This is a genomic window from Pseudomonas sp. FSL R10-0056 (assembly GCF_009600105.1).
GTDB lineage: Bacteria > Pseudomonadota > Gammaproteobacteria > Pseudomonadales > Pseudomonadaceae > Aquipseudomonas > Aquipseudomonas bubulae.
In genome coordinates, this window is sequence record NZ_WIWL01000044.1 from 67,265 (window position 1) to 92,489 (window position 25,225).

Below are 25,225 nucleotides of genomic sequence, written 5' to 3' on the forward strand. Positions count from 1 at the left end.
GGTTGGCGCGGTTTTACTATGCTGATAGATACCAGCACGCCTACATCAGCGGAGAATCAGCCCATGCGCAACAGTGCGCTCTCCCATCGGCGCCAGTACCCGCTGCATGCTCACATAAGTGCGATGTTTACATTTTTGTTGCTATTGCTGGGCGTTGTACTGGGCGTATTCAATTACCAGCAAACCACCCGCATCATTCTCGACAGCAGCCAAAAGTTGTTCAGCTACATAGAACAGGATGTTCAGGATGACCTGCTGGATGCCTATCAACCCATACGGCATGCGCTCAACCTGCTAATTCTTGATTCTGCGGCCACAACCGACCAGGTCGAGCTTCGAACAGGCCTGCTGCAGCCCTTTGTACAAGCACTCGAAGACAACCACACGCTGTCAGCTCTATACCTGGGCGATGACAACGGCAACTTTTTCCTGGTCCGGCCTTTGCGCAATCAAGAGGTCCGGCGCCAGTTAAAAGCCCCACCCCAAGCTAGCTTCGAAGTATGGTCGATAACACGTGCAGCCCGGCAAGGCACGGTTAATTCAAAAAAACTGTATCTGGATGCAAATCTGAAACAGCTCGAACAGCGCAACATCCCCAATGAGCTCTATGACCCCCGGCTGCGCAGCTGGTTTATTGCGCAGGATGCCGACAAAAATCAGACCACCACCAGCCCCTACCTGTTTTTTACCACCCACGAAGTTGGTACTACACTCGCCAAACGCAGTACTGCCAATACGGTGATGGGTGCCGATGTAACGCTGTCTCAACTGTCCGCCACCCTGGCCGACCATCAAACAACGCCTGGTACACAGATTGTTCTGTTCGGCGATGATGGCCGGGCCATCGCTTACCCGGACTTCAACAAATTATTGAACGCCATGGACCCCACCAAACTGCCCAAAGTCTCGGAGCTGAATCCGGCCCTTGGACTGCTGATCAATCAAGGGGCAGATGCTCAGCAGCGCCTGGACGACGGCCAGCGCCAATGGATCGTTTCGCGGTTCAAGGTGGACGATGGCAGTGCCAATGGCTTGCAATTGGCAATGATGGTCCCGCAAGACGAGCTGTTGGCCGATGCCTATCAGTTGCGCTGGCAAGGGGCCCTGGTGACATTGGGCGCCCTGGTGCTGTGCCTGCCCATGGGGTGGGTGACCTCCAGGTTGCTGGTGAGGCCCTTGCGCGAATTGGTGCGTGAAGCCGATGCGGTTCGACGGTTCGATTTCAACTATCCATTCACACGACAATCGCCCGTGCTCGAAATCGATCAGATGCAGGCATCCATGGGTCGCATGAAAGAAACCCTCGCCAGCTTTTTTGAAATCACCTCCAGCCTCTCGGCCCATACCCGATTTGAACCCTTGCTGCAGTCCGTACTGTTCGAGACTCTCAAGATTGCTCAGGCAGAGGCCGGGCTGATCTACCTGACAAAAAACGACAGTACTCAACTGGAGTTAAAAGGCCTGATCATCAACGGCCAGCCCCAGGATCTGGCAACCCAGCCCGCGCCCGTGCTAAACCCTGACGACAGCCAGAGCCCCGAGTGGTTGCGGGCGCTTTTCGAAGGTCATGACAGTGTCGCCCGCTCACTCACCCTTGAACAGGCGGGTGAGTTGCAGTCTGTGATGGATGAACTGGGCAGCCAGAGTGTCCACCTGATCGGCATTCGCCTGCACAACCGCCAGGGCGAAACGGTGGGTATTCTTGTGCTGGTATTGAACGACAGTGGTTCGACTGACGATCAGGACCACTTGCGGGCCGACCGGATTGCCTTTATCCAGGCGGTGTCCGGTACGGCTGCCGTTGCTATTGAAAGCCAGCGCCTGCAGGCTCGGCAGAAACAGTTGCTGGATGCATTGATCCAATTGCTGGCGGGGGCTATCGACGCCAAAAGCCCGTACACCGCCAGCCATTGCCAACGGGTTCCAATCCTGACATTGATGCTGGCCCAGGCGGCGGCTGCGAGCCGGCAGCCACCCTTTGAGCAGTACGCTCCCACGGATGAGCAATGGGAGGCGCTGCGTATCGCCGCCTGGCTGCACGACTGCGGCAAAGTCACAACACCGGAATATGTAGTCGACAAGGCCACCAAGCTGGAAACCCTGTACGACCGCATTCACGAAATCCGCACCCGCTTTGAAGTGCTCAAGCGCGATGCCTGGGTCAATTACTGGCAGGCACGAGCCCTGGGTGGCGACGATCAACAGCTGGCGCACCTGCGAGATGCCTGCCTGCTTGAGCTGGATGATGACTTCGCTTTTGTCGCCCAGTGCAATCTGGGCGGGGAAGCCATGATGGAGGCAGACCTGCAGCGTTTGAACGCCATTGCGCGCCGCACCTGGACCCGCACGCTGGATGATCGCCTTGGCGTATCCTGGGAAGAAAACAAACGCCAGTCCACCCGCCAGGAGCAAGCCTTGCCGGTGACCGAGTCGCTGCTGGCCGACAAGCCCGAGCACCTGTTCACTCGCCCCGAGGCCGACCTGATTGACCCCGAAAACCCCTGGGGCTTCAAACTCGAAGTACCACCCTACAAATTCAACCGTGGCGAGCTGTACAACCTCAGTACCCGGCGCGGCACCTTGACCCGCGAAGAGCGCTACATCATCAATAACCACATCGTGCAAACCATCCTGATGCTCAGCAGCCTGCCGCTACCTGCCTACCTGAGCAACATTGCCGAAATTGCCGGGGGGCATCACGAAAAAATGGATGGCAGCGGTTATCCAAAACGCCTGAAACGCGAGGAAATGAGCCTGGAGGCACGGATGATGGCAATTGCCGATATTTTCGAGGCATTGACCGCGTCGGATCGCCCCTATAAACGCAGCAAAACCTTGAGTGAGGCGCTGAACATCATGGCCGCCATGTGCCATGACGCCCATATTGATCCGCAACTGTTCGCGCTGTTCATGCACGAACAGATTTACCTGCAATACGCCCGGCAGTTTCTTGACCCTCAACAAATCGATACGGTCGATATCGATGCGCTGATGCTCAAGGCCGGGCTGAAAAACTGATGCGGATCAGCACTCGCTCAAGCGCAAAAAGATGGCCGCCAGCGCTTCAATGCCCAACTGATCCTGCTCGCTGAAGCGCCCGATGCTCGGGCTGTCCAGATCCAGCACGCCGATCAGGCGACCATCCTTGATCAACGGCACGACCAACTCACTGTTGGAGGCACTGTCGCAAGCGATGTGCCCGGCAAATGCATGCACGTCTTCAACTCGCTGCGTTTGCCGGCTCGCCGCTGCAGCCCCGCAGACGCCACGCCCAAACGGGATACGAACACAGGCAATTTGCCCCTGAAACGGGCCCAGTACCAGATCCTCATTACGATTGAGGTAAAACCCGGCCCAGTTCAGATCATCGAGCTGGTGATACAAAAACGCCGAGAACTGTGCAGCGTTGGCAATAAAGTCACGCTCATCTGCCAACAACGACTCCAACTGAGCCTGCAACAGGCCATAGCCGTTCAGGCCTGCACCTGTGGCGTTCAAATCAATCATTCACTTGCTCCAACAATTTCAAACCCACCCAATAACGCGCGAACTGATAGGCACAACGGCCGTTGCGGTTGCCACGCCCGGTTGCCCAGCGCACCGCCAGAATATCCAGTGCCTCGTCGCGCTGCCACTGCAAACCGGCTTTGGTGGCCAATACATCGATCCAGTGCTCAACCACGCTCAGGAAATGGTCCTGGGTGAACGGATAAAACGACAGCCACAGGCCGAAGCGATCAGACAAGGCGATCTTGTCTTCCACAGCTTCATTGGGATGCAACTCACCGTCGACATTCTTCCAGTTCTCGTTATCGCTTTCCTTTTCGGGCACCAGATGACGGCGGTTCGACGTGGCGTAAAGCAGGACGTTATCCGGCGCTTGCTCAAGGGAACCATCGAGCACGCTTTTGAGCACCCGGTAATCGCTTTCACCCGCCTCAAATGACAAGTCATCGCAAAACAGCACAAAGCGCTGGGGCAAACCTTGCAATTGCTCGACCACCCGCGGCAGGTCGGCCAGATGGTCACGCTCGATCTCGATCAGGCGCAGGCCCGCATTGCCATACTCGGCAAGCAGTGCGCGGATGATCGAAGACTTGCCAGTACCGCGCGAACCCCAAAGCAGAGCGTGGTTGGCCGGCAAACCATCAAGGAACTGTTTGGTATTGCGACCCAGCTGATCCCGCTGGTTATCGACGCCGATCAGGTCCGAAAGGCGCATATCAAGGCTGACTTGCAATGGCATCAGGTAACCCGAACGCCCCTCCCGCTGCCAACGGGCCGCCAGGCATTGATGCCATTCGATCGGCTCACGCTGAGCCGGCAGCAAGGGTTCAAGACGTGCGAGGACCGCTTCGGCCCGTTGCAGAAAGGCATCCAGATTAGAATTCACAACATTTCCTCAGACTGATACACAATGATGGCATATTGATATGACCTACATTCAGCTCAAACCACATTACGACTCACATCGCCAGGTCGCAAATACCGCAGTAATGCCTGCCGGTTGACCCACGAATCGACTACTCTTGCACGCCGCAAGGAAATGGAAACAGGTGCAACACCCCCAATGGACATAAAACTCACCCACCGCCTGTCTTTCAAGCAAGCCAAACTGACTGTGCTGGTCGGTCTGATATTGGGGACCCTGCTTAGCCTGCTGCAAATCGGCATCGATTATGCCAGTGAAAACGCCGCCATCGATCGCGAAATCCAGTCGCTGCTGGAGATCAGTCACAACCCGGCATCACGCATTGCCTACAACCTTGATTCGGAGCTTGCCCAAGAGCTTTTGCAAGGGCTGGTGCGCTCACCGGCGATCACCGCCGCACAACTGCTCGACAACGACTATCTGGTGCTCTCGGCGGTGCAGGATCTGCCTGAAACCGGCCGTTATCGGGCGCTGAGCGACTCTCTGTTCGGTGCCAACCGCTCATTTGACCAGCGACTGTACTTCAATCACCTCCCCGAACAAAGCATGGGGGTCTTGCACCTTGAGGTGGATACCTACCCCTTCGGCAAGCGGTTTTTGCAGCGGGCGGAAGTCACACTGCTCAGCGGTTTTATTCGCAGCATCGTGCTCACCTTTATTCTTCTGGGCCTGTTTTACGTCATGCTGACCAAGCCGCTGGTGCGAGTGATTCGTGAGATCAGCGATGGCAAGCCCGCAGATCCGGGGCAGTCGAAAGTGCACTGCCCCAGCGGTCACGAAAACGATGAAATTGGCGTACTGGTGAACGCTGCCAATCAGCAGTTCGAGGCCATGGCCCGTGAAATGGAATACCGGCGCCGCGCTGAAAACACCCTGACCGAGTACCTGGCACAGCTGGAAACCATTGTTTCTGTGCGCACCCAGGAACTGGAGGCCAGCAACGAGCAACTGCGCCACTCCAATGAAGAGCTTGAGGCTGCGCGCACTACTGCCCTGGAAATGGCCCAGGCACGCTCAGCGTTTCTGGCCAATATGAGCCATGAAATACGCACCCCGCTCAATGGTTTGCTCGGGATGCTGGCGCTGTGCCTGGACAGCCCGCTGAATGCCGAGCAACACCAGCAATTGTCGATTGCCCATGACTCCGGCAAGGTTCTGGTCGAGCTGCTCAATGACATTCTCGACCTGTCGAAATTCGACGCGGGCCAACTGGAGCTTGAACATATTGCCTTCGACCTGGGCACGCTGATCGAAGATACCGCCAACCTGCTGTCACAGAACGCCGCACCCAGCGTGGAACTGACCTGCCTGATCGATCCGCAGTTTCCGGCACTGGTCATGGGGGACCCGACCCGGGTCCGACAGATCGTCAGCAATTTGTTGTCCAACGCGCTGAAATTCACCCGATTCGGGCGGGTGGATGTACGGCTCAGCGAGCAAGGCGATCAGGTACGTATCGAGGTTTGCGACACCGGCATCGGCATCGCCCAGGAGGCCCAGGCCAGAATTTTCAGCCCCTTCACTCAGGCAGAGGCCGGCATCACCCGCCAGTATGGTGGCACCGGGCTTGGTCTGACCCTGACCAACAGTCTGTGCGCAGTCATGCACGGACGCCTGACCATCAGCTCGGAAGTCGGTTTTGGCAGCCAGTTCTGCGCCGAACTCCCCCTGCCCTGCCATACCCCCGCCATCCAGCCAAAGCCGTTGTCCGGCCGGGTTATTGTGGTGAGTGCAGCGAGCAGCGGGCTGAGCGAAATGCTTGGCAGTTTTTTGCCCCTGTGGGGGCTGGACTACACACGCTACTCCCAGGACGACTCACTGACCGACACCCATCCACAGTTACTGATTACCGACTGTGCCGAGTGCCTGTTTGGCCTGCGCCCGGCCATCAGTGCGCCGATCCTGCTGGTGACCGCGTATGGCAACTTTATGCCCGGTGACCAGGTCAATGCGCTGGCACCCCTGCAACAAAAAGCCCGGCCCCTGTCGCGTCAGGCACTGTACAAGACCTTGCAACATTTGCTGCTCAAGGACGACGGCGAGGTACAGGGCACTCAAACCGTGAATACTCCTGCGGTCCACCGCGCGCGAATCCTGCTGGTCGAAGACAATCCGGTCAACCAGCTGGTGGCCAAGGGCATGTTGAGCAAGCTGGGCTGTGAAGTGGTGGTTGCGAGCCACGGCGGCGAGGCGCTGAGTCGGCTGGAGCAGAAGACCTTTGACCTGGTGTTGATGGACTGCAACATGCCAGTCATGGATGGCTACGAAGCCACACGGCAAATCCGCCATCGCGGGCGCTGGCCCAAGTTGCCCATCGTCGCCCTGACCGCCAATGCCATGCCCGAAGAGCGTGAGCGCTGCCGTTCGGCGGGGATGAACGATTATCTGGCCAAGCCGTTTCGGCGCGAAGAGCTGGCGGCGTTGATTGAGGTATGGGTGCCGCAAAGGCGAGACAGAGACTCCAACCGTGTTGCCGCCGACGAGTAGAACGAGGCCGCGATCGAGCGCGAAGCGGTCGCAAAATGATGCACCAGGGTGCACCAGACAGGCACGGTTTGCAGGATTTGCGACGGCTGCGCCGCCGATCGCAGCCTCGTTCCACTCGTCAGCGGCTACAGATAGAGCGATTTTAACCCAGTAACGCTTCGATATCGGCCTTGAGCGCCTCAGGCTTGGTGGTCGGGGCATAGCGCTTTACGCTTTTGCCATCGCCACTGACCAGGAATTTGGTGAAGTTCCATTTGATTCCCTGCGAGCCCAACAGCCCTGGCGCACGCCTCTTGAGCTGGACAAACAACGGATGAGCCTGTGGGCCATTGACCTCGACCTTCTTGAACAGCGGGAAGCTCACACCAAAATTCAGCTCGCAAAACCCGGAAATGGCCGCTTCGTCGCCCGGCTCCTGCTTGCCAAACTGGTTACAGGGGAAGCCCAGAATCACCAGCCCCTGATCCCTGTACTGCTGCCACAACGCCTCCAGCCCTTTGTACTGCGGAGTAAAGCCGCACTTGCTGGCCGTATTGACCACCAGCAGCGCCTTGCCGCCGAAATCGCCAAGGGCCTTTTGCTCACCGACCAGTGTGGTACAGGCAATATCGAGCAGGTTATCGTTCATGGCAACACCTCAAAAAGTCAGACGCGAGGGACCAGGTCCAGGCACACCGAGTTGATACAGTAGCGCAGCCCGGTCGGGGGCGGACCGTCAGGGAACACATGGCCCAGATGCGCATCACATTTGGCGCAGACCACTTCGGTACGCACCATGCCGTGGCTGACGTCACGGATCTCGACCATCGCACTGTCGCCAATGGGCCGGGAAAAGCTCGGCCAGCCGCAGCCAGAGTCAAACTTGGCGCGGGAGTCAAACAGCGGCGCGTTGCAGCAGATACAGTGATAGACACCGTCAGTTTTGGTGGCGTTGTATTTCCCCGAAAACGGCCGTTCGGTGCCTTTGAGGCGGCACACGTTGTATTGCTCCGGGTCGAGCATGGCCTTCCATTCGTCCAGGGTTTTGTTCAACTTTTCCATGGTTCTGCCTCTGTCACTGAAAAACCCCGACCGGTGGCTTTTCCAGGGATCGGGTGGCACGTATGATTGCGCCTCGTTAATCACCAGTCTGGCACCCGCCCTAGCTGCATTCAAACGGATTCTTGAAGCAAAGCGGTGTTAGCCACTGTGTGCAAACACAGAATTTCCCAGTGCAGTGGTCATCACATCGCCTGGATCGTTCATTTTCGGGATCACATCGCCATGCAGGTCAGCAAATCAAACAAGCTCGCCAACGTCTGTTATGACATTCGCGGCCCGGTGCTCAAGCACGCCAAACGACTGGAGGAGGAAGGCCATCGCATCCTCAAGCTGAACATCGGCAACCCGGCACCTTTTGGTTTTGAAGCGCCGGACGAAATCCTCCAGGACGTGATCCGCAACCTGCCGACAGCCCAGGGCTACAGCGACTCCAAAGGCCTGTTCAGCGCCCGCAAGGCAGTCATGCAGTACTACCAGCAAAAGCAGGTGGAAGGTGTCGGCATCGAAGACATCTACCTGGGCAACGGCGTGTCCGAGCTGATCGTGATGTCGCTGCAGGCGCTGCTCAACAATGGCGACGAAGTTCTCGTACCAGCACCGGACTACCCGCTGTGGACCGCTGCCGTGACGCTGGCTGGCGGCCATCCGGTGCACTACCTGTGCGACGAGCAAGCCAACTGGTGGCCTGATCTTGAGGACATAAAAGCCAGGATCACTCCAAACACCAAAGCCATGGTCATCATCAACCCGAACAACCCGACGGGTGCGGTGTACTCCAAGGAAGTCCTGCTGGGCATGCTCGAGATTGCCCGCCAGCACAATCTGGTGGTGTTCTCGGACGAGATCTACGACAAGATCCTCTACGACGACGCGGTGCATATCTGCACCGCTTCACTGGCCCCTGACGTGTTGTGCCTGACCTTCAACGGCCTGTCCAAGTCGTACCGGGTTGCGGGTTTCCGCTCGGGCTGGATTGCCATCTCCGGGCCCAAGCAAAACGCTCAGGGCTATATCGAAGGCATCGACATGCTGGCCAACATGCGCCTGTGCGCCAACGTGCCCAGCCAGCACGCCATTCAAACCGCATTGGGCGGCTACCAGAGCATCAATGATCTGGTACTGCCCAACGGACGCCTCCTTGAGCAACGGAACCGCACCTGGGAACTGCTCAACGCGATCCCCGGTGTCAGTTGCGTGAAACCGATGGGGGCGTTGTATGCGTTCCCGCGTATCGACCCGAAAGTGTGCCCGATCCTCAACGACGAGAAATTCGTGCTGGACCTCCTGCTCTCGGAAAAACTGCTGGTGGTACAAGGCACCGCCTTCAACTGGCCGTGGCCGGATCACTTCCGCGTCGTGACCCTGCCTCGTGTCGACGAGCTGGACATGGCCATTGGCCGGATCGGTAACTTTCTGAAGACTTATCGTCAGTAGTTTCTGAACATGTTGTGCGACCAATCAAAAGTCGCACAACATGTGTCTGATGAAACATTCTTCATTCTGCGTCTTTACGGACCTCCCCCGCCTTCAATAGCCTCATGAAAACCATAAAGCCCTTTATTTACTGGCGCTCAGTGGAACTTCTGGCCAAAAAAAACGCTCCTTCATATTAGGAAATTCCCAGCAAACTACTAAAATCAGGCTGCAGGACACAGTTTGAAATAGTCACCTGGTTGAATAGCCTGTGGCAGCACCTTATATACCCCGCATACGGCAACACCCTTAAGACGAGGAGATTCATACAACCATGATGCGCATTCTGCTGTTTTTGGCCACTAACCTGGCGGTCGTGCTGATTGCCAGCATCACCCTGAGCCTGTTCGGCTTTGATGGGTTCATGGCGGCCAACGGGGTTGATCTGAACCTCAGTCAGCTGTTGGTGTTCTGTGCGGTCTTTGGTTTTGCAGGGTCTCTGTTCTCGCTATTCATATCCAAATGGATGGCGAAGATGAGCACCAGCACCCAGGTGATTACACAACCTCGTACTCGTCATGAACAATGGTTGATGCAAACCGTTGAACAACTGTCCCGCGAAGCCGGGATCAAGATGCCTGAAGTGGGGATTTTCCCGGCATACGAGGCTAACGCCTTTGCCACGGGCTGGAATAAAAACGATGCACTGGTCGCAGTCAGCCAGGGCTTGCTGGAGCGTTTTTCGCCCGACGAAGTAAAAGCGGTACTGGCCCACGAAATCGGCCACGTTGCCAACGGCGACATGGTCACCCTGGCGCTGGTGCAGGGCGTGGTGAACACCTTTGTCATGTTCTTTGCCCGGATCATCGGCAACTTTGTCGACAAGGTGGTGTTCAAGAACGACGAGGGCCGCGGCATTGCCTACTACGTTGCGACCATCTTCGCCGAACTGGTCCTGGGTTTCCTCGCCAGCGCCATTGTGATGTGGTTCTCGCGTAAACGTGAATTCCGGGCTGACGAAGCCGGTGCACAGCTCGCCGGCACCTCGGCAATGATCAGCGCCCTGCAGCGCTTGCGCTCCGAGCAGGGTCTGCCGGTTCACATGCCGGACACCATGGCGGCTTTCGGCATCAACGGCGGCCTCAAACAAGGCCTGGCGCGGATGTTCATGAGCCACCCGCCACTGGAAGAACGTATCGACGCACTGCGTCGCCGCGGCTAATCCCACGGCAAACATAAAAAGGGCGACCCAGGTCGCCCTTTTTTGTGCCCGGGTTTTGCTTCAGGCGATTTTGCTCAGGCGATACACCCGCTCCACCAGTCGCGTCACGCCACTTTTGAGGAACTTCCACTCCTGATCGAGTACATCCGGCTGCTCGAGCACTTCCAGCGCCCAGGCATGCGACAGCAGGCTTTGTACCTCGGCGTCCGGCACCGAGAACGGCGGGCCGTTCATTTGCGACTGATCGTAATCCAGGGTAATCAACAGCCCCCGACAGCCTGGCGGCAGAATCCGGCTCAGGTGCCGAGCATAGGCCGCACGCATCTCGGGAGGGAATGCGATGGTTGCAGCGCGGTCATACAACCCCACACAGGAGGCCACGTCAGCCTCAGTCAGGGCAAACACATCACCGCAGAGGATCTTCACAGGACCCGCCTCGTACACCTTGAAGGCGCCCTGCTGACGAACCTGTGGCTCGACCTGTTGTTCACTGAAAAACTGCTCCACGGCCGTCTGCGTCAGCTCCACGCCCAGCACTTCATGACCGTTGGCCGCCAGCCAGCTCATATCCAGGCTTTTGCCGCATAGCGGCACCAGCACACGACCGCCCTCCTCCACCCCCAGTGCCGGCCAAAGGCGCTGAAGGTAAGGGTTGACCTGCGACAGGTGAAAGCCAATCTGATTGCGATCCCAGCGGTCGTGCCAAAATTCGGGCTGCATGATTCACCTTTAAATTCGATAGATAAGCACTAAAACTTATATTGGATTTAGATCAATGATCAGGATGAAGATGACGCATCTCAACTTCGAGGACCTCTTTCATGCTCCCCAGCCTGTTTATCTCCCACGGCTCCCCCATGCTAGCACTGGAACCGGGCGCCAGTGGCCCGGCGCTCAAACGCCTGGCGGCCGAACTGCCGCGCCCCAAGGCCATAGTGCTGGTGTCTGCGCACTGGGAAAGCCCCGACCTGCGGGTCGCCAGCCACCCGTCACCGGAAACCTGGCATGACTTTGGCGGCTTCCCGCCCGCACTGTTTGCCGTGCAATACCCTGCGCCCGGCGACCCGAAGTTGGCCGCGAACATTGTGGAATTGCTGGCAGACAACGGCTTGCCGGCGCGACTGGACGCCAGGCGCCCTTTTGACCATGGCGCCTGGGTGCCACTGTCCTTGATGTACCCGGATGCGGATATCCCGGTGGTGCAGGTCTCGTTGCCCAGCCAGTTGGGCCCGGCGGGCCAGACCAGGGTAGGCCATGCACTGGCGGTCTTGCGCAGCGAGGGGATTCTGGTCATCGGCTCGGGCAGCATCACCCACAACCTGCGCGAACTGGACTGGCACGCAGGCCCTGAGAGCATTGAACCCTGGGCCAAGGCGTTTCGTGACTGGATGATCGACAAACTGGCGGCTGATGACGAAACCGCGCTGCATGCCTACCGCACACAGGCGCCTTTCGCCGCTAAAAACCACCCCAGCGACGAGCACCTGCTGCCGTTGTATTTTGCCCGTGCCGCGGGCGGCCAATTCAGCATTGCCCACCAGGGTTGGACACTGGGTGCGTTGGGGATGGATATCTACCGGTTTGGCTAGCGCCCCGCTCCCACAAAGGCCAGCAAATACAAATCCCGGACAAAAAAAATCCCCGCACCAGGCGGGGATTTTTTTAGCGATCAATCACTGCAAGAGTGATTAATCTTCGCGGTAGCGACGCAGTTTCAACTGCTTGCCAGCAACGCGGGTGTCTTTCAGTTTGGCCAGCAAACCTTCCAGACCGGCTTCCGGCAGTTCTACCAGGCTGAAGCTGTCACGCACCTGGATGCGACCAATAGCTTCACGAGCCAGGCCACCCTCGTTGAGGATAGCGCCCAGCAGGTTCTTGGCAGCGATACCGTCACGCGCACCCAGCGCGGTACGGCAACGTGCACGGCCTTCAGCCAATGGAACCGGAGCACGACGCTCGCGATCACCACGATCAGGACGGTCACCCGAACGTTCGGAACGCTCACGCGGTGCACTGTTAGGCACCAGTGGACGTTCACGCTCGATGGCTGCCAGGGTCAGGGCCTGACCGTTGGTTGCCTTGCGCAGCAGAGCAGCGGCCAGGGCACGCGGGCTGCAGCCGATATCGGCAATCAGGCGATCCAGCAGATCACCGTGAGTCGATTCAGCGTCAGCGACCAGCGGCGTCAGGCTGTTGGTCAACTTCTTGATGCGGGCATCAAGAACAGCCTGGGCATCCGGCAGACGGACTTCCGCAACTTTCTGACCGGTTACACGCTCGATCACTTGCAGCATGCGGCGCTCACGAGGAGTCACCAGCAGCAGTGCGCGACCTTCGCGACCGGCACGGCCAGTACGGCCGATACGGTGAACGTAGGACTCTGGATCGTAAGGCATGTCAACGTTGAACACGTGAGTGATACGTGGAACATCAAGACCACGTGCCGCTACGTCGGTTGCCACAACGATGTCCAGACGGCCATCCTTGAGCGAGTCGATAACGCGCTCACGCTGGTTCTGGGCAATGTCACCGTTCAGCGCAGCAGCTTTGTAGCCTTTGGCTTCAAGGGCGCTGGCCAGATCCAGGGTCGCTTGCTTGGTGCGAACGAACATGATCAGGGCGTCGAAATCTTCAACTTCCAGCAGGCTCAATACAGCCGAGGTCTTCTGGTCAGCGTGAACCAACAGGTGAGCCTGTTCGATCGCGGTAACGGTCTGAGTCTTGGTCTGGATCTTCACGTGTTGCGGATCGCGCAGATGGCGTTCGGCAATGGCACGGATCGACTGCGGCAAGGTTGCCGAGAACAATACGGTCTGACGGGTTGGCGGAAGTGCCTTGAAGATAACTTCAAGATCGTCCATGAAACCCAGTTTCAACATTTCGTCAGCTTCGTCCAGAACCAGGTGGTTCACGGTCGACAGCACTTTTTCGTCACGACGCAGGTGGTCGCACAGACGGCCCGGAGTGGCGACAACGATCTGTGCGCCATTACGGATTGCTTTCAGTTGTGGACCCATAGGGGCGCCGCCGTAAACGGCCACAACGGTAACGCCCGGCATTTGCTTGGCGTAGGTTTCGAAAGCGGTTGCTACTTGCAGCGCCAACTCACGGGTTGGCGCCAGGATCAGGGCTTGCGGCTCGCGCTTAGCAGGATCGATGCGGTGCAGGATCGGCAGGGCGAACGCGGCGGTTTTACCCGTACCGGTTTGCGCCTGACCAATCATGTCGTGACCGGCCATGATGATCGGGATCGATTGCTGCTGAATAGCCGAAGGTTCTTCGTAGCCAGTCGCGATGACAGCAGAAAGAATGTTCGGATTAAGATTAAAAGCGGCGAAGCCGCCGGTTTCCTGGGTCATGGGTCTGCCTCTAAGTGCATCCGCAAAGACCCATGCTCCAAAGCTGCGCATGCCGTGTAAGACTCAAGAGTCGCCCTGGCTGCTTTGTCGGCGGGGATTTGCGAAAACGTTTAAATGAATGGAGCGTTCAGGGTTGTCCGCGAAACGGACGAGCAGCCGAAGCGTGCTTCGGGAAATGCGACACCTAAACGTGGCCCGGCTAAAGGCCGGCGCGCACTATACCGGATTTATCAAAAAAAAGAAGGGGTTTTTTGCCACAAAATCGTCTGTATCCCTCTGTGGACCGGGCTTTAACGTTTTTTTTCGTCCTTGAAAAAGCTTTTCGTGCCGGGCCACTCTGGGTGAAACGCTAAAACGTTTCACCGCTTGGCATCAAGTCGCCGGGCGAATTGCCTTGATCAGGGACTCCAGCGAATAACCCAGACGCGGAGCCAGGACTTGTGCCCGGACTGTCAGCGCGTCGATATCGAGTGCCTGTTCCAGATCAGCAGGTACCATCAGGATGACATTACCCTCCTTGACCGGCAGCTCCCAATAATGGCGGTGATACAGGCCGCGCAGCAACGCAGCCCCCAGCGGCTTGCCATCGTCGGTGGCCCACTGGTTGATGATCAGCCAGCCATTGGGGGCCAGCTTCTTTTGGCAGTTTTCAAGGAATGTCCAGGCCAGGTGACCCGCTGCCGGTCCAAGATCGTTGTACAGATCGACAAAAATCAGGTCCGCGGGCTCGGCGCTGTCCAGCAGCTCCAGGGCATCACCGATACGAATATACAAACGCGGATCATCATCCAGGCCCAGGTATTCGATGGCCAGACGCGGCACATCCGGGCGCAGCTCGATGGCTTCGACATCTTCCAGGGGCAAAAACTTGAGACAGGCCTGGGTCAGGGTTCCGGCACCCAACCCCAGAAACAGTGCGCTTTCCGGAGCGTCATGGCACAACGCACCAATCAGCATGGCGCGGGTGTAGTCGTATTCCAGCCAGCTGGGGTCAGCAGTGAACACGCAGCTTTGCTCGATCGCATCGCCGAATTCGAGGAAACGGTAGTCAGCCACTTCCAGCACTCGAATCATGCCGAAGTCATCATGAACTTCGGCGAGCAGACGCTCTACGCGCTCCTCAGACATTTCCTCTCCTTGCCGCGCCCCGGTACTACCCGCGGCGCTGAAAAAACAGCCACTCGATATCGAGCGCAAAGGCGCGATTGTCGGCCATTGCGGCGCAACAGGTCACGCACTAATTGCTGCTAACATGGGCCATCTCCAACAAATACTAGAGTCTGCGATGAGCCCAATCTGGACCCCTGACAGCTGGCGCGCCCTGCCGATCCAGCAACAACCCCACTACCCTGACGCGGCGCACCTGCTGCGCGTCGAGCAAAGCCTGGCCAGTTACCCGCCACTGGTATTTGCCGGCGAAGCCCGGGAACTGCGCCGACAGTTTGCCGAGGTCACTCAAGGCAGGGCGTTTCTGCTTCAGGGCGGTGATTGTGCCGAGAGTTTTGCGGAGTTTTCGGCAGCCAAGATTCGTGACACGTTCAAGGTCTTGCTGCAAATGGCCATTGTCATGACCTTCGCGGCAGGGTGCCCGGTGGTCAAGGTCGGGCGCATGGCCGGGCAATTCGCCAAGCCGCGCTCGGCCAATGACGAAACCATCAACGGCGTGACCTTGCCTGCCTATCGAGGCGATATCGTCAACGGCATTGGCTTTGATGAAAAAAGCCGCGTGCCAGACCCTGAACGCCTGCTGCAGTCCTATCACCAGTCCACCGCCACCCTGAACCTGCTGCGCGCCTTTGCCCAGGGCGGCTTTGCCGACCTGCACCAGGTGCACAAGTGGAACCTGGACTTCATCGCCAACTCGGCCCTGGCAGAGAAATACAGCCAGCTGGCCGACCGTATCGATGAAACCCTCGCCTTTATGCGTGCCTGCGGCATGGACAGCTCGCCGCAACTGCGCGAAACCAGCTTCTTTACTGCCCACGAAGCGTTGCTGCTGAATTACGAAGAAGCCTTCGTACGCCGCGACAGCCTGACCAACGATTACTACGATTGCTCGGCACACATGCTCTGGATCGGCGACCGCACACGCCAGCTGGACGGCGCCCATGTCGAGTTCCTGCGCGGGGTCAACAACCCGATCGGGGTCAAGGTCGGCCCGAGCATGAACAACGAAGACCTGATCCGCCTGATCGATATCCTCAACCCGGACAACGACCCGGGCCGCCTCAACCTGATCGTGCGCATGGGTGCCGACAAAGTGGGCGATCACCTGCCGCAGCTGATCCGCGCGGTAGAAGGCGAAGGCAAGCAGGTGCTGTGGAGTTGCGACCCGATGCACGCCAACACCATCAAGGCCAGCAGCGGCTACAAGACCCGTGATTTCGCGCAAATACTGGGTGAAGTGAAACAGTTCTTCCAGGTTCACGATGCCGAAGGCAGTTACGCAGGTGGCATTCATATCGAAATGACCGGCCAGAACGTGACCGAATGCATCGGCGGTGCCAATCCGATTACCGAAGACGGCCTGTCTGACCGCTACCACACCCACTGCGACCCGCGGATGAATGCCGATCAGTCACTGGAACTGGCGTTTTTGATTGCCGAGACGCTGAAGCAGGTCAAGCGCTGAAGAGCACCCTAACCCTCTCCCGGAGGGAGAGCGGACTGACCGCACGCGGGTTCAAGAACACCGACAATCAGCTCCCTCTCCCTCAGGGATAGGGCTGGGGTGAGGGGCAGCAAACACCCCGCCCTCACCTGTTAAACGGATCATCCCAAAAAGCCCGATGGCTTTCGGCCTCGATATCCGCCCTGCTCAACCCAAGGTCCTTGAGCGCCGCATCACTGATCTGCCGCAAGCACGCCCGCTCCCGCGACAGTTGATACCAGCGCGAAATCCGGGCAATCCACGCCACGCCTATTTGACCTTTCATCACTTGAGCCCTCCTGTGGTATGGCTCAAGTGTCTGCGCGGGCATAAGATCAATCCAACGAATGTTTCTTATGCGATACATCTGCGAGATTGATCAATGGCTGAATTTCCCAGCATCGACACCGACCTGCTGCGCACCTTTGCCGCCATCGCCGATCACGGCGGCTTCACCCGCGCCGCCGAAGCGGTCAATCGCACCCAGTCGGCGGTCAGCATGCAGATGAAACGCCTGGAAGAAGACGTACTGCAATGTGCGCTGTTCCAGCGCGAAGGGCGCACTGTCAGCCTGACCCAGGAAGGCGTGGTGCTGCTCGGCTATGCCCGGCGCATCCTCAAGCTGCACAGCGAAGTGTTCAACACCCTGCGCCAACCACAGATGGTGGGCACGGTGAAGATAGGTTCGCCGGATGATTACGTGATGCGTTTTTTGCCCGGCGTATTGTCGCGCTTTGCCCAGGACTACCCGCTGATCAACGTCGAGGTACATTGCGAGCCGTCATCCCAGCTGTTGCAGCGTAATGATCTGGACCTGACGATCGTAACCCGCAAACCCGGTACCGAAATGGGCCAGATCCTGCGCCAGGAACGCTTTGTCTGGATGGTGGCCCAAGGCTTTTCGCCCCATGAACAAACACCCCTGCCCCTGGCAATGTTCAATACCGACTGTTTTTGCCGGACCTGGGCCTGTAATGCCCTGGATATTCAACAACGTGAATACCGGGTTGCCTACACCAGTGCCAGCCTCGCGGCGATCAACGCCGTGGTCAGCACCGGGCTCGCCGTCACCGCTCAGCTACAAAGCCTGCTGACGCCCGACCTGCGCATCATCGGCGCGGCCGAGAACCTGCCGGAGCTTCCCTCAGCCAGTATTGTGCTGTTACGCAAAGCCAACAGCGCGTCGTCACCGATCATTGAGTGCTTTGCCGAATACATCGTCGAAGGCTTCAAGCTTTGAGCGCCAGCAACCCCGCGCACAGCAGCAAGAAAGCACAATACAGGCCGCGCAACAGGCGCTCCGGCAAAGCGTGAGCCAGCCTGACACCCCAACTGATGCTTAACAGCCCACCAATGGCCATCGGCACGCCCATGGCCCAGTTGACCTCGTCATGCACTGCATACGTCAGCAAAGTCACCGCCGTACTTGGCGCAGCCAGGGCCAGTGACAGGCCCTGGGCCACAACTTGAGTGGTGCCGAACACACTGGTCAGCACGGGCGCCGCCACCACGGCGCCACCGACACCAAACAGCCCTCCGGTCGTGCCTGCCACGGCACCCAGCACCCCGAACCACGGCCAGCCATAGCGTGAACCGGCCACAGGCGGGGCTGGCGAGGTGTACATTTTGATCAGGTTATAGAGGGTGATCGCCAGCAAAAAGACGATAAAGCCCCAGCGAATGATCCGCGCATCCACGCCAACGGCGAGCATCGCGCCCAACCAGGCGAAGCAAAAACTCATCAGCACCAGCGGCAATGCCTGACGCAAATTGATCCTGTTGCGTTGCTGATAGCGGTACAACGCCAAGAACACATTGGGCACCGACATGGCCAGGGCCGTGCCTTGCGCCAATTGCTGGTCCAGACCGAACCACAACCCCAGTACCGGGATCGCGATCAGACCGCCTCCAATTCCGAACAACCCGCCCAGCGCCCCCATGGCGATACCCAAGGCTGCATACATTACAAAATCGATCAGCATTACCACCCCTCGTTGTGAGCACCCATGCTAACCAGTCCCCGGCGCCGGGCAAAGCGCAGAACCGGGGCTTTTTCATCGAGCAAAAAAAAGCCCGGCATCAAGGCCGGGCTTTTTCATCGTGCGGTTAACGCAAGGTTTAAACCTTGGCGCGGCCCTTGTAGGAACCACCGTCACGGGTATCGATTTCGATCCAGTCACCGATTTCAACGAAATCAGCAACGCTCAGCTCGGTACCGTTTTTCAGTTTGGCAGGCTTCATCACCTTGCCCGAAGTGTCGCCGCGAGCGGAACCTTCGGTGTAGTCAACCTGACGCACGATAGTGGTCGGCAGCTCTACGGATACCAGACGGTCTTCGAAGAAGATCGCTTCGCAAACGTCGGTCATGCCTTCTTCAACGAATGGCAGAACGGCTTCGATGTCTTCAGCGTTCAGCTCGTACATGGTGTAGTCAGTGGTATCCATGAACGTGTAGGTGTCGCCGCTGATGAAGGACAGGGTCGCTTCTTTGCGATCCAGGATCACGTCTTCCAGCTTGTCGTCAGCGCTGTATACGATTTCGGTCTTGTAGCCAGTCAGCAGGTTTTTCAGCTTGGTCTTCATGATCGCGCTGTTACGACCGGACTTGGTGAATTCAGCTTTCTGAACCAACCAAGGGTCGTTTTCGAGCTTGATGACTGTACCGGGTTTAAGCTCTTTACCAGTTTTCATTACGAATATCCGAATTTGGATTGAGATTTACAAAAATCTAGGTCGCGTATCATATCCAATTTCTATAAAACAGTACTAGCGCTTGCGCAAGATCAGCCTGTAATGACTGTTCCAGACACCACTGTTCAGCGTGTGCAGCGATTTCAGGCCAGCATTGGAGCACCCCATTCCAGCTTTCGCCCATCTCGGCGCCAGCATTCCAGGCATGCCAAAGCCCGGTAACCGCCCGGGCTGCCTGTGGCGAAAGGCCTTTGACGTAGAGGTCGAGGAATGCGTTGAGCTTGACCCAGTGCGCGTCTTCTTCCTGCTCATAGATATGCCACAGCAGGGGGCGCCCCGCCCATTGCGCCCGCACAAACGAGTCTTCACCGCGCACTGCGTTGAAATCACAGCTCCATAACAGGTGGTCGTAATCCTCTTGCCTGACGAACGGCAACGCCTGAACGGTCAACGCCCCGCGCTGTTCGACCGCACCCAGGGGTAACTGCTCAATACCCAGCCACTGCAGCAGATCACCCATGATCCGTCCTTGTGGCACCAGCAGGTGGGTCGGCCCGGCCCCCGCCGCCATTGCATCCAGCCAGCTGGCCAGGCCGGTATTTTCATAGGCAAATAATGAAATCAGCCGCGCATTGTGCGCCGGGCAAACCCCCAGCCCCTGCAAAAATACCTGCTTGGCCTGCGGGTCCTGCTCAAAGGCGTGGCGGCGCTGCAACAAGTCTGCCTCACGCAACAGCCCGCCAGTACCGGCATCAAACCCCGGAAAGAAAAACATCCGTTTCAAACCGTCAGGCCGCATCGATGGCAGGCCGTGGCAGCCGCTGACCCAGTCTTCGGCACTCAAGTACTCGAGATTGATCCACAACGCCGGTTTTTCGCGAGCCTTCATCGCCTGCAGATAGCCTTCAGGCAGTTTGCAGGCAAAGGCCTCGACCACCACGTCGGCAACCTCCGTCGCCGGCCACTGCGCCGGCCACTGGCAAACCTCAACCCCCCGCTGCCATTGCTGCGCAGCGCCGACATCCGCCTCGGGGCACAACGGCACAAACGCACGCAAGTCATCGACCCACAACCGTACGCCCTGCTGATGCTCGGCCACCAACTGCCGGGCCAGACGCCAGGTCACCCCGATGTCGCCGTAATTATCGACCACGCTGCAAAAAATATCCCAGGAGGCTTTCATACCGGGCTCCAACATTCAAAAGGGGGGATTGTCCGCATAATTGGCTGCGTACAGAAGTCTTGAGGCGGATTAATCTGCGCGGCACTCGTGCGACAATCGGCGTTCGTCACTATCAAGCTGCGACCATGAACAAGACTGCTGTGCACCTGCTGATGCTGGAGAAACTCGAAATCGACCTCGATGTCCTCCAGCGCGCGGCGCAAACCGCCTATGAAGCGGCCACCCATGCGGAAAACATCGCCGAGAACAAATACGACACCCTCGGCTTGGAAGCGTCATATCTGGCCACAGGACAGGCACGCCGGGTTGAGGAAATTCGCCAGGCGTTGAAAAACTGCCGGGCCATGACCCTTGCGCCGTACAACCCGGCGCAGGGCATTCAGATCGGAGCTCTGGTCAGGCTGGAAGCCGAAAATGGCAGCGAACAGTGGCTGTTCCTCGCCCCCGATGCCGCCGGGCTCAAGCTCGACCACAGCGGGCAGACGGTCACCGTCATCACCCCGCGCTCACCCCTGGGGGCCGCCTTGCAGGGCAAACAGCTTGATGATGAAGTGCAGATCAATGTGGGCGGTGCGGTACAGGTGTTTAGCGTTTGCGAAACGCTCTAGACAACTGTGGGAGCGGGCTTGCTCGCGATAGTATCGCCCCGGTCACGCAGATAAACCGCGGCACCTGAATCGCGAGCAAGCCCGCTCCTACCAAAGTTTGATGCATGCCTTACTTGGCAGCAGCCACCATGCGGTTCAACTCACTGCGCACCATGTTGGCGTATTCCGGCGGTGACATGGCGTCCAGTTCCGAGCGCACCCATTCAGCCCATTTGCCCTTGCGCTTGGCGCGTTCACCAAACAAACGCGCCGCATCCCCTTTGGCCTTGCCCAGGTTGCTCTGCCAAAGGTCATACAAACGGGATTTTTCATCTTCAAGCGCTGCACGCTCTGCGAGAGGCTTGTTGGCGAGGTTGAAGCTCATGTGAATTTCCTGCGGTGTTAATTAGGTGACATCTTACACCCTACAAAGAAGTGTCTCAGTCTGGTTTTTGACTACGCTGTCAGCTCAGGCGCAAATCAGATGCAACTTTTTAGCATTGGGTTGACTCCATTACATATCACCCCTTTAACCTGCAAGGAGTACCGCAATGGCTCGAAAAAATGCCGTACAAGCTGAAGATCAAATCAAGGATCAAGCGTTCAGCGAACTGCAAGACCTGATTGCCGAATCTGAAAAACTGCTCAAGGACAGCGTGTCCCTGGTCGGTGAAGAAGGCGAAACCCTGCGTGCCCAGGTGAGCCTCAAGCTCAAGCAGGCACTGGATTCAGTGACCAACGTGCGCGAGCGCACCAAGCCTGTGGTCGACGCCACGGAAAGCTATATCGGTGGCCATCCATGGCAGACCGTGGCCATCTCGGCCGGTTTCGGTCTGGTCGTTGGCCTGCTGCTGGGGCGTCGCAACTAGCATCGGCTGCCACTGTTGCCTGCACAGCCCCTGGTGTTTATTGCCTGGGGCTGTGCGGTTTAAAATTTAAAACCGCCGACATATTCAGTGACATTCTCCGCTGACATTCTGATACTTCGTCGCATTCCCCATGCCAACGAGACAGTCAATGTCCACGTCTACTGCTGCAACAAAACCTCTTAGCACCGCCCTGATTCTGCTGATGGCCACCGCCACCGGCCTGGCTGTTGCCAGCAACTATTACGCCCAACCCCTGCTGCACACCATCGCCCAGCAACTGGGCTTGAGCATGGGCAGCGCCGGTACCGTGGTTATCACTGCCCAGCTCAGCTATGGCGCTGGCCTGTTACTGCTGGTGCCGCTGGGTGATCTGTTCGAACAACGCCGACTGATCGTCACCATGACCGTGCTCAGCGCCCTGGGCCTTCTGCTAAGCGCATTTGCCCCTTCGTTGACGTGGCTGTTGATCGGCACGGCACTGACCGGACTGTTTTCGGTATCGGCCCAGGTGCTGGTGCCCATGGCGGCCAGCCTGACCGACCCGCAAAGCCGTGGTCGGGTCGTTGGGACACTGATGAGTGGCCTGTTGCTGGGCATTTTGCTGGCCCGCACCGTAGCGGGCGCGCTGTCATCGGCAGGTGACTGGCGCACCATTTACCTGGTGGCTGCCGCCTTGATGCTGATCAGTGCCATCTCGCTGTATTGCGCCCTGCCCAACCACCATCAAAGCGCCGGGCTGAGCTACCCAAAACTGCTGAAGTCGGTGTTCACTCTGTTTATCGAAGAACCCGTACTGCGCCTGCGCGCCCTGCTGGGCCTGCTGACCTTCTCGCTGTTCGCCCTGTTCTGGACCCCCCTGGCCTTTTTGCTGGCGGTACCACCCTACAGCTACTCGGACGCGGTGATCGGTCTGTTCGGCCTGGCCGGCGCCGTCGGTGCGGTAGCGGCCAACTGGGCCGGACGCATGGCTGATCGCGGCAAGGGGCAACAGGCCACTACCGCTGGCCTGCTGGTGCTACTGGCCTGCTGGCTGCCCATGGCATTTGCCGGGCATTCATTGGTGGCTTTGCTGATCGGTGTGCTGGCCCTGGATTTTGCCGTGCAACTGGTCCATGTGAGCAACCAGAACGCGGTGTTCAAAGTCCGCCCGGCAGCCCGCAACCGCCTGAATGCTGGCTACATCACCTGTTATTTCATTGGCGGCGCACTGGGTTCACTGGTAGGTGCGCAGACCTACCCGGCCTATGGCTGGGACGGTATTGTCGTGGTCGGCGCCGTGGTCGCGACACTGGCATTGGCGGTATGGGGCTACAGCCTGCAGCGCGAAAGCAAGCTGCAACCGGTGGGCTAAGCAGCTATATGGCACTTTTCATCGTAATGCGAACTCGCTAGCATGCGAAAAATGCCCTGACCATCCGAGACGCCATATGATCCCTAAAGAATCCCGTAACGAACTGGCCCTGGATACTTTTATCAAGGCGCACCCTGAACTGATCGACGAAATGAAAGAGCTGAGCGCCGAGGATCGCCAGCAACAGATTTTGTGGGCCTTTGAGGACGAAGCCGAAAGCCGCGGCCTGGAAGCCTGGGAACTGGCCCTGGAACTGATCGCCCGCTCCCCCGAAGAACTCAAGAGCATGCGCCTTGAAGTGCATCAGGAAGTCGCCGAAGCCCTGGACATGAGCTGGGAAGAGTACTGCGGGTTCAACGAAATCGCGGTCTGAGCCACGCCACGTTGCATAAAACGCCCGGTCGATCACTCACCGGGCGTTTTTGCACTTAAAGGATCAGGACTTGTGGTGGGCATCCACCAGTTTTTGCGCCATCAGCAGATGCATTTCCAGCTTGGGCAGATACTTTTCGGCAAACGCCTGCAACTCCGGTGACTCGGGATTTTGCGCCTGCTCCTTGTACAACTCGATGGCCTGTTCATGGGCCTTGACCTGATTGGCCGCATAGGCCGCGTCGAACGAATCGCCCTCCTGCACTTGCAGCATCAGCTTTTTCGCCTTGTCGAGTATCTGCTCATCGCTGGACACCTGCAGGCCCAGTCGGCTGGCAAGATCCTTCAAATCCCGATTGGCATTGGTATGGTCCTTGATGGCTTCCACGGCATAGCTTTCTATGTCCGTCGAAGAGGTTTTACTGATCGCCATACGGCTGGTCTCGATCTCCGCAATCCCTGCTGCATGAGCCTCATCAACAAAGTCTGCCGGACTGGCTGCGACTGCTGTGGCCGCCACGATCAGGGAGCAGACCAGGGCACAACCTGCCACAAAGCGTTTGGGGCCAATCAGGTGTTTCATAACGTCCTCCAGAAAAAGGCAGGTTTATTCCCTGCACAGAATCTGAAGGCACGTGATGGCAAAGGTTTAAATCAAAGCTGTTTTTTCTGACGGATGGCAACTGAAGGCACTTCAGCGAACCCTGAGCCATACTGTCCAGCAGCACTTTCCGTCAAACAGGAGAAGCCATATGGACGCCTTCAGGGCCATGCTCGACAACTGGGAGTCCAGATCTCAGGAGTCCAGTGAGCGGGTTGAATACAGCCTTTCACTGCACAAGCGTGATTTGGTCAAAATCAAGGCTTTCGCCCAAGCCTACGGGCTGGATGAAGCCACCATTACCCAAAGCCTGATTCATTGCGCGCTTGAGCAAGCAGAGCAGGCCATGCCCTATGTGAAGGGCTCTGAGGTCATCAGGATTGAAGAAGGTGAAGAGATTTATGCCGATGCCGGCAAAACCCCAGCATTCGTGAAAGCGGAACAAGCAATTTCCAGAGAACTGGACCTGAACAGTCCGCCTTCCTGAATCAAGTCTTGGGCCGTGACCGGGTAGCGCTGCGCCCGGAGGCACCGGCAGGTGGCGTGTACTGCCGGGCCTGCGCGCAGCCCGCATTCAGCAACAGCACGCCAAAGGGGGGAGCAGCCTTATCATCGTCTAAATCCATTTGAGCTCGAATGGGAGCGCTCAATGGCACTACCGGGTAGTAATCCTTCAATCCCGGCGCCACACGACCGAGCATTCGCAACAATTCGGTTCAGGCCAGTTACATAATATCAACCGTTAGTTTTCAGGCCGATATTTAACCCGACGCAAAAGTTAACCCCGCGCCACAAAGTTATTGTCCGACAATATAACGATATATATCCGCTCGTCCGACCAAACCGCCATAAAAACATTAAAACTTGCCCAATAAAATAAATGTGCTTCTCTAGGGGGTGTTCTCATTCAGGCGAGCCATATGACAGCAGACACAAGGGATAACATCGACTGGTAATTCCTGGCCAG

At 57.9% G+C, this 25,225-nt stretch carries 25 protein-coding genes; 12 read left to right on the forward strand and 13 right to left on the reverse strand.

Going from position 1 to position 25,225, the window contains the following annotated elements; translation table 11 throughout:
• Nucleotides 1-63: 63 nt before the first annotated feature.
• Complete coding sequence (locus GHO42_RS02785; RefSeq protein ID WP_153327200.1) at nucleotides 64-3,018, forward strand: HD domain-containing phosphohydrolase; 2,955 nt, start codon at nucleotides 64-66, stop codon at nucleotides 3,016-3,018.
• A 6-nt stretch (nucleotides 3,019-3,024) separates the two neighbouring features.
• Here the strand turns inward: GHO42_RS02785 and GHO42_RS02790 are convergent, their stop codons facing one another.
• Together GHO42_RS02790 and GHO42_RS02795 are read right to left on the reverse strand one after the other, a co-directional pair.
• Nucleotides 3,025-3,507, reverse strand: coding sequence for a GAF domain-containing protein (locus GHO42_RS02790; protein WP_153327197.1), 483 nt, complete (start codon nucleotides 3,505-3,507; stop codon nucleotides 3,025-3,027).
• Entirely contained in the window at nucleotides 3,500-4,393 is an 894-nt protein-coding gene (locus GHO42_RS02795; protein ID WP_095002237.1) for an ATP-binding protein, read from the reverse strand. The genes GHO42_RS02790 and GHO42_RS02795 overlap by 8 nt, the downstream gene beginning before the upstream one ends.
• A gap of 177 nt (nucleotides 4,394-4,570) precedes the next feature.
• Here GHO42_RS02795 and GHO42_RS02800 point away from each other — a divergent pair, with 177 nt between their 5' ends.
• On the forward strand, nucleotides 4,571-6,919 hold the full coding sequence (locus tag GHO42_RS02800; protein ID WP_153327195.1) for a response regulator: 2,349 nt from the start codon (nucleotides 4,571-4,573) through the stop codon (nucleotides 6,917-6,919).
• A 142-nt stretch (nucleotides 6,920-7,061) separates the two neighbouring features.
• Here the strand turns inward: GHO42_RS02800 and GHO42_RS02805 are convergent, their stop codons facing one another.
• Together GHO42_RS02805 and msrB are read right to left on the reverse strand one after the other, a co-directional pair.
• On the reverse strand, nucleotides 7,062-7,547 hold the full coding sequence (locus GHO42_RS02805) for a glutathione peroxidase (protein WP_095002239.1): 486 nt from the start codon (nucleotides 7,545-7,547) through the stop codon (nucleotides 7,062-7,064).
• Nucleotides 7,548-7,564: 17 nt separating this feature from the next.
• Complete coding sequence (gene msrB, locus GHO42_RS02810; RefSeq protein ID WP_130872517.1) at nucleotides 7,565-7,960, reverse strand: peptide-methionine (R)-S-oxide reductase MsrB; 396 nt, start codon at nucleotides 7,958-7,960, stop codon at nucleotides 7,565-7,567.
• A 222-nt stretch (nucleotides 7,961-8,182) separates the two neighbouring features.
• Here msrB and GHO42_RS02815 point away from each other — a divergent pair, with 222 nt between their 5' ends.
• Both GHO42_RS02815 and htpX read left to right on the forward strand, forming a co-directional pair.
• Nucleotides 8,183-9,394: a pyridoxal phosphate-dependent aminotransferase gene (locus GHO42_RS02815; protein ID WP_095002241.1), complete on the forward strand. Its 1,212-nt coding sequence runs from the start codon at nucleotides 8,183-8,185 to the stop codon at nucleotides 9,392-9,394.
• Between the two features lie 313 nt (nucleotides 9,395-9,707).
• On the forward strand, nucleotides 9,708-10,595 hold the full coding sequence (gene htpX / locus GHO42_RS02820) for a protease HtpX (RefSeq protein ID WP_088379295.1): 888 nt from the start codon (nucleotides 9,708-9,710) through the stop codon (nucleotides 10,593-10,595).
• A 60-nt stretch (nucleotides 10,596-10,655) separates the two neighbouring features.
• Here htpX and GHO42_RS02825 read toward each other — a convergent pair whose 3' ends face one another.
• A complete protein-coding gene (locus GHO42_RS02825; RefSeq protein WP_153327193.1) occupies nucleotides 10,656-11,315 on the reverse strand; it encodes a thiopurine S-methyltransferase in 660 nt (219 codons plus the stop codon).
• Between the two features lie 101 nt (nucleotides 11,316-11,416).
• Between GHO42_RS02825 and GHO42_RS02830 the strand changes: the two genes are divergently transcribed.
• The gene (locus GHO42_RS02830) at nucleotides 11,417-12,184 is read left to right on the forward strand and encodes a class III extradiol ring-cleavage dioxygenase (protein WP_095019382.1); all 768 of its coding nucleotides are present in this window, start codon (nucleotides 11,417-11,419) and stop codon (nucleotides 12,182-12,184) included.
• 99 nt (nucleotides 12,185-12,283) lie between these two features.
• On the opposite strand, the gene GHO42_RS02835 is transcribed toward GHO42_RS02830, so the two are convergent.
• The gene (locus GHO42_RS02835) at nucleotides 12,284-13,954 is read right to left on the reverse strand and encodes a DEAD/DEAH box helicase (RefSeq protein WP_095002244.1); all 1,671 of its coding nucleotides are present in this window, start codon (nucleotides 13,952-13,954) and stop codon (nucleotides 12,284-12,286) included.
• Between the two features lie 372 nt (nucleotides 13,955-14,326).
• A complete protein-coding gene (locus GHO42_RS02840; RefSeq protein ID WP_095002245.1) occupies nucleotides 14,327-15,082 on the reverse strand; it encodes a spermidine synthase in 756 nt (251 codons plus the stop codon).
• Nucleotides 15,083-15,239: 157 nt separating this feature from the next.
• Between GHO42_RS02840 and GHO42_RS02845 the strand changes: the two genes are divergently transcribed.
• Nucleotides 15,240-16,586 carry a class II 3-deoxy-7-phosphoheptulonate synthase gene (locus GHO42_RS02845; protein ID WP_095020307.1) on the forward strand — a complete coding sequence of 449 codons (1,347 nt, stop codon included), beginning with the start codon at nucleotides 15,240-15,242 and terminating at the stop codon, nucleotides 16,584-16,586.
• Nucleotides 16,587-16,710: 124 nt separating this feature from the next.
• On the opposite strand, the gene GHO42_RS02850 is transcribed toward GHO42_RS02845, so the two are convergent.
• Nucleotides 16,711-16,890: a DUF1127 domain-containing protein gene (locus tag GHO42_RS02850; RefSeq protein WP_138738786.1), complete on the reverse strand. Its 180-nt coding sequence runs from the start codon at nucleotides 16,888-16,890 to the stop codon at nucleotides 16,711-16,713.
• A gap of 96 nt (nucleotides 16,891-16,986) precedes the next feature.
• Here GHO42_RS02850 and GHO42_RS02855 point away from each other — a divergent pair, with 96 nt between their 5' ends.
• On the forward strand, nucleotides 16,987-17,844 hold the full coding sequence (locus GHO42_RS02855; RefSeq protein ID WP_095002248.1) for a LysR substrate-binding domain-containing protein: 858 nt from the start codon (nucleotides 16,987-16,989) through the stop codon (nucleotides 17,842-17,844).
• Here the strand turns inward: GHO42_RS02855 and GHO42_RS02860 are convergent.
• The 3 genes from GHO42_RS02860 to earP all read right to left on the reverse strand — a co-directional run bounded on the left by GHO42_RS02860 (nucleotide 17,834) and on the right by earP (nucleotide 20,478).
• Nucleotides 17,834-18,583 carry a sulfite exporter TauE/SafE family protein gene (locus tag GHO42_RS02860; protein ID WP_176465201.1) on the reverse strand — a complete coding sequence of 250 codons (750 nt, stop codon included), beginning with the start codon at nucleotides 18,581-18,583 and terminating at the stop codon, nucleotides 17,834-17,836. The two genes, GHO42_RS02855 and GHO42_RS02860, sit on opposite strands and share 11 nt — an antisense overlap.
• A gap of 139 nt (nucleotides 18,584-18,722) precedes the next feature.
• Nucleotides 18,723-19,295, reverse strand: coding sequence for an elongation factor P (locus GHO42_RS02865; protein ID WP_016780001.1), 573 nt, complete (start codon nucleotides 19,293-19,295; stop codon nucleotides 18,723-18,725).
• 49 nt (nucleotides 19,296-19,344) lie between these two features.
• Nucleotides 19,345-20,478: an elongation factor P maturation arginine rhamnosyltransferase EarP gene (earP, locus tag GHO42_RS02870; RefSeq protein WP_150629156.1), complete on the reverse strand. Its 1,134-nt coding sequence runs from the start codon at nucleotides 20,476-20,478 to the stop codon at nucleotides 19,345-19,347.
• Nucleotides 20,479-20,603: 125 nt separating this feature from the next.
• On the opposite strand from earP, the gene GHO42_RS02875 reads away from it, so the two are divergent.
• Nucleotides 20,604-21,086, forward strand: a complete 483-nt coding sequence (locus GHO42_RS02875; RefSeq protein WP_095002250.1) for a GreA/GreB family elongation factor — start codon at nucleotides 20,604-20,606, stop codon at nucleotides 21,084-21,086.
• A gap of 109 nt (nucleotides 21,087-21,195) precedes the next feature.
• On the opposite strand, the gene GHO42_RS02880 is transcribed toward GHO42_RS02875, so the two are convergent.
• Nucleotides 21,196-21,450 carry a hypothetical protein gene (locus GHO42_RS02880; protein WP_095002251.1) on the reverse strand — a complete coding sequence of 85 codons (255 nt, stop codon included), beginning with the start codon at nucleotides 21,448-21,450 and terminating at the stop codon, nucleotides 21,196-21,198.
• A 166-nt stretch (nucleotides 21,451-21,616) separates the two neighbouring features.
• Here GHO42_RS02880 and GHO42_RS02885 point away from each other — a divergent pair, with 166 nt between their 5' ends.
• The 3 genes from GHO42_RS02885 to GHO42_RS02895 all read left to right on the forward strand — a co-directional run bounded on the left by GHO42_RS02885 (nucleotide 21,617) and on the right by GHO42_RS02895 (nucleotide 23,658).
• The gene (locus tag GHO42_RS02885) at nucleotides 21,617-21,934 is read left to right on the forward strand and encodes a YqjD family protein (RefSeq protein WP_095002252.1); all 318 of its coding nucleotides are present in this window, start codon (nucleotides 21,617-21,619) and stop codon (nucleotides 21,932-21,934) included.
• A gap of 148 nt (nucleotides 21,935-22,082) precedes the next feature.
• Nucleotides 22,083-23,285, forward strand: coding sequence for an MFS transporter (locus GHO42_RS02890; protein WP_095002253.1), 1,203 nt, complete (start codon nucleotides 22,083-22,085; stop codon nucleotides 23,283-23,285).
• A 76-nt stretch (nucleotides 23,286-23,361) separates the two neighbouring features.
• On the forward strand, nucleotides 23,362-23,658 hold the full coding sequence (locus tag GHO42_RS02895; protein WP_133144887.1) for a DUF6388 family protein: 297 nt from the start codon (nucleotides 23,362-23,364) through the stop codon (nucleotides 23,656-23,658).
• Nucleotides 23,659-23,721: 63 nt separating this feature from the next.
• On the opposite strand, the gene GHO42_RS02900 is transcribed toward GHO42_RS02895, so the two are convergent.
• Nucleotides 23,722-24,240: a DUF4142 domain-containing protein gene (locus tag GHO42_RS02900; protein ID WP_095002254.1), complete on the reverse strand. Its 519-nt coding sequence runs from the start codon at nucleotides 24,238-24,240 to the stop codon at nucleotides 23,722-23,724.
• 169 nt (nucleotides 24,241-24,409) lie between these two features.
• On the opposite strand from GHO42_RS02900, the gene GHO42_RS02905 reads away from it, so the two are divergent.
• Complete coding sequence (locus GHO42_RS02905) at nucleotides 24,410-24,745, forward strand: hypothetical protein (RefSeq protein ID WP_095002255.1); 336 nt, start codon at nucleotides 24,410-24,412, stop codon at nucleotides 24,743-24,745.
• Nucleotides 24,746-25,225 lie beyond the last annotated feature (480 nt).

Excerpts from the sequence above, each read along its gene's own strand:
- GHO42_RS02875 (WP_095002250.1), top strand. The coding sequence starts at position 20,604 with ATGAACAAGACTGCTGTGCACCTGCTGATGCTGGAGAAACTCGAAATC.
- GHO42_RS02800 (WP_153327195.1), top strand. The coding sequence starts at position 4,571 with ATGGACATAAAACTCACCCACCGCCTGTCTTTCAAGCAAGCCAAACTG.
- GHO42_RS02890 (WP_095002253.1), top strand. The coding sequence starts at position 22,083 with ATGTCCACGTCTACTGCTGCAACAAAACCTCTTAGCACCGCCCTGATT.
- htpX (WP_088379295.1), top strand. The coding sequence starts at position 9,708 with ATGATGCGCATTCTGCTGTTTTTGGCCACTAACCTGGCGGTCGTGCTG.
- msrB (WP_130872517.1), bottom strand. The coding sequence starts at position 7,960 with ATGGAAAAGTTGAACAAAACCCTGGACGAATGGAAGGCCATGCTCGAC.
- GHO42_RS02865 (WP_016780001.1), bottom strand. The coding sequence starts at position 19,295 with ATGAAAACTGGTAAAGAGCTTAAACCCGGTACAGTCATCAAGCTCGAA.
- GHO42_RS02850 (WP_138738786.1), bottom strand. The coding sequence starts at position 16,890 with ATGAAAGGTCAAATAGGCGTGGCGTGGATTGCCCGGATTTCGCGCTGG.
- GHO42_RS02835 (WP_095002244.1), bottom strand. The coding sequence starts at position 13,954 with ATGACCCAGGAAACCGGCGGCTTCGCCGCTTTTAATCTTAATCCGAAC.
- GHO42_RS02880 (WP_095002251.1), bottom strand. The coding sequence starts at position 21,450 with ATGAGCTTCAACCTCGCCAACAAGCCTCTCGCAGAGCGTGCAGCGCTT.
- GHO42_RS02805 (WP_095002239.1), bottom strand. The coding sequence starts at position 7,547 with ATGAACGATAACCTGCTCGATATTGCCTGTACCACACTGGTCGGTGAG.
- GHO42_RS02900 (WP_095002254.1), bottom strand. The coding sequence starts at position 24,240 with ATGAAACACCTGATTGGCCCCAAACGCTTTGTGGCAGGTTGTGCCCTG.
- GHO42_RS02885 (WP_095002252.1), top strand. The coding sequence starts at position 21,617 with ATGGCTCGAAAAAATGCCGTACAAGCTGAAGATCAAATCAAGGATCAA.
- GHO42_RS02855 (WP_095002248.1), top strand. The coding sequence starts at position 16,987 with ATGGCTGAATTTCCCAGCATCGACACCGACCTGCTGCGCACCTTTGCC.
- GHO42_RS02815 (WP_095002241.1), top strand. The coding sequence starts at position 8,183 with ATGCAGGTCAGCAAATCAAACAAGCTCGCCAACGTCTGTTATGACATT.
- GHO42_RS02785 (WP_153327200.1), top strand. The coding sequence starts at position 64 with ATGCGCAACAGTGCGCTCTCCCATCGGCGCCAGTACCCGCTGCATGCT.
- earP (WP_150629156.1), bottom strand. The coding sequence starts at position 20,478 with ATGAAAGCCTCCTGGGATATTTTTTGCAGCGTGGTCGATAATTACGGC.
- GHO42_RS02845 (WP_095020307.1), top strand. The coding sequence starts at position 15,240 with ATGAGCCCAATCTGGACCCCTGACAGCTGGCGCGCCCTGCCGATCCAG.
- GHO42_RS02905 (WP_095002255.1), top strand. The coding sequence starts at position 24,410 with ATGGACGCCTTCAGGGCCATGCTCGACAACTGGGAGTCCAGATCTCAG.
- GHO42_RS02840 (WP_095002245.1), bottom strand. The coding sequence starts at position 15,082 with ATGTCTGAGGAGCGCGTAGAGCGTCTGCTCGCCGAAGTTCATGATGAC.
- GHO42_RS02790 (WP_153327197.1), bottom strand. The coding sequence starts at position 3,507 with ATGATTGATTTGAACGCCACAGGTGCAGGCCTGAACGGCTATGGCCTG.
- GHO42_RS02895 (WP_133144887.1), top strand. The coding sequence starts at position 23,362 with ATGATCCCTAAAGAATCCCGTAACGAACTGGCCCTGGATACTTTTATC.
- GHO42_RS02830 (WP_095019382.1), top strand. The coding sequence starts at position 11,417 with ATGCTCCCCAGCCTGTTTATCTCCCACGGCTCCCCCATGCTAGCACTG.
- GHO42_RS02825 (WP_153327193.1), bottom strand. The coding sequence starts at position 11,315 with ATGCAGCCCGAATTTTGGCACGACCGCTGGGATCGCAATCAGATTGGC.